Origin of the sequence: Collinsella sp. AF19-1LB, assembly GCF_003459655.1 — a bacterium.
GTDB lineage: Bacteria > Actinomycetota > Coriobacteriia > Coriobacteriales > Coriobacteriaceae > Collinsella.
In genome coordinates, this window is sequence record NZ_QRWO01000062.1 from 1 (window position 1) to 2,075 (window position 2,075).

Sequence of the window (2,075 nt, forward strand, 5' to 3'; positions counted from 1 at the left end):
GTGGGAGGTGTTCGGATAAAGTCGATAATCAAGGTACCAATTTTTGGTATACGAATTTACCTGCGGTTTGCTGAAAGCTCTGACATGCGCTGTCGACTTCATTAAAATCGATTGCCGATCAAGTCTTCCTATATATGCGAGCCCTGAGAAACTGCGCTGTGAACCTGAGACTGCTATCGATCGGCCCGGTGCACCGGGCCGCTGTCCTCGAGCCGGCATCAGCTTGCCGGTCTCAAAACGTATACTTGATTTAAGGCGGAGTGGAATGTGGGCGCGCAAGGAGATGCGGAATCGATGAGAGCCTCAAAAAAAATTACTGCAGTGTTATCATCTTTCATCCTCTCTATTCTTCCATTTCTGATTCTATGGGCGGCTTGGTCAGTCCTCCCTGATACAATTCCCGCTCATTGGAGTGGGGGTGTGGTTGATCGATGGGGTAATAAGCTTGAATTGCTGGTTGTTCCGCTGTTTTCCCTGATTGGTTCTATTGCAATTTCTGTGTACCTTATTGTTTCCACGCGGCGAAGAGAGTTCGCGGATTTCTCTGTTCGAATGCGACGGGACTTTGTTGCGTGCTATATTTCTAGTCTTCTTTTATCGACAACCTGCTCAGTGATAATTGCCGTTTGGGTTCAGTTGATTCTTACGCAAAGCACTGCGGTTGATGGGGGGCTTGGACTATCGATCCTGTATTCCCTTCCCGGGCTATATGTGATCTTGTGCGCTTTGCCGCCTTTTTATGCGAGCGGCGAGAGCAAAAAGGCAGAGCGCCTGATAACAGTTCTTATTGGCGGCGCGGAGATTGTTCTTTGTGGAATAGTGCTTGAAGGTTCGGCTGCCTCTTATGCGATGATTGGACTGATGATTCTGTTCTGTGCGTTTGAGATTGTGTCACTGGTAAGGGATAGCCGGTCCTTATGAGTTGAATTACGCGCGTGCGGATATAAAGGGTGGCATGTTAAATTTGTTGAAAACTCTGACATGCGCTGCCGACTTCATTAAAATCGATTGCCAATCAAGTCTTCCTATATATGCGAGCCCTGAGAAGCTGCGCTGTGAACCTGAGACCGCTATCGATCGGCCCGGTGCACCGGACCGCTGTCCTCGAGCCGGCATCAGCTTGCCGGTCTCAAAACGTATGCCGTCCGGTACGACCAACAGCCGAGTCTTGCGCCCAGTTCGAGCAGCGCCAGAGCCCCGTGCCGGAACCCACGCAGCCGATGGCAGGGGAATTCAGCCGCGGCCATCGAGGAGCCGACCCAGGGACGGCGCCCCCAGTCCTCGAAAGATTTCCACCGCCCCCTACAGGCCTGGATTGATTTAACAGTTGATTTAATCTGGCTGAACAAGCCGAGCATGGGCCGGTTGACAAAATGTAAGGTAAAATAGCAGATACGACCGTACGCCGGTGCGGGGTTCGGGTGATGTGATAGAAAGTAATACACGTATTACATCTAACCGGGAGGTGCATCATGGCAACCGCCACCGCAGCCCTGAGAACCCCCGAGGACCTCGCGAACAGGTACGACCGCCTGGCGAAGTCGACGGGCCGCACGAAAACCTTCTACATGACGGAGGCGCTTGCCGCAGAGATAGGCAGGCTCGAATACGAGTACGGCCTCATGAATTATCCGGGAAGCGTTTGGTTGCGAGGTATGCCAGTGTGAGGGCCTGATTCGTCAGGCCCCGCACAGGGGGACCGCGATGGTGGCCACCGCGCCGCCCGAGGGGCTGTTGGCGAGCGAGACGGAGCCCCCGTGGGCGCTCGCGGCCTCGGAGGCGACGTGGAGGCCGAGCCCGTAATGGCGGCCTCCGTCGCGCGAGGAGCGAGAGGAGTCGTCTGTGAAGAGGCGCTCGCAGCCGCGTTCGAGGGCGGCGGGAGAAAAGCCCGGTCCGTCATCGGCGACCTCGATGACGAGGTATCCACCAGCGACGTCGCAGGAGACCACCACGCGCGAGCGCGCGTGCTCGGCGGCGTTGGCCACGAGGTTCGCGGCGGCTCGCGCCAGGGTGGTTCGTTCGAGTGGGGCCTCAGGCGCGCCCGCGACAGCGGGGCCCGTGGCTGCGTCGAGCGT

The 2,075-nt window shown here is 56.5% G+C and carries 3 protein-coding genes; 2 read left to right on the forward strand and 1 reads right to left on the reverse strand.

All coding sequences use genetic code 11. The features are described from left to right. The first annotated feature begins 294 nt into the window (after positions 1–294). Both DWX39_RS10690 and DWX39_RS10695 read left to right on the forward strand, forming a co-directional pair. The gene (locus DWX39_RS10690) at positions 295–921 is read left to right on the forward strand and encodes a DUF1648 domain-containing protein (protein WP_117638280.1); all 627 of its coding nucleotides are present in this window, start codon (positions 295–297) and stop codon (positions 919–921) included. A 551-nt stretch (positions 922–1,472) separates the two neighbouring features. Further along, entirely contained in the window at positions 1,473–1,667 is a 195-nt protein-coding gene (locus DWX39_RS10695; protein WP_117717075.1) for a ribbon-helix-helix domain-containing protein, read from the forward strand. A 12-nt stretch (positions 1,668–1,679) separates the two neighbouring features. Here the strand turns inward: DWX39_RS10695 and DWX39_RS10700 are convergent. Further along, the coding region (locus DWX39_RS10700) for a HAMP domain-containing sensor histidine kinase (protein WP_147336409.1) at positions 1,680–2,075 on the reverse strand (396 nt) is incomplete at its 5' end.

Bases quoted from the DNA above. Each gene is read 5' to 3' on its own strand.
- DWX39_RS10690 (WP_117638280.1), top strand. From the start codon at position 295: ATGAGAGCCTCAAAAAAAATTACTGCAGTGTTATCATCTTTCATCCTC.
- DWX39_RS10695 (WP_117717075.1), top strand. From the start codon at position 1,473: ATGGCAACCGCCACCGCAGCCCTGAGAACCCCCGAGGACCTCGCGAAC.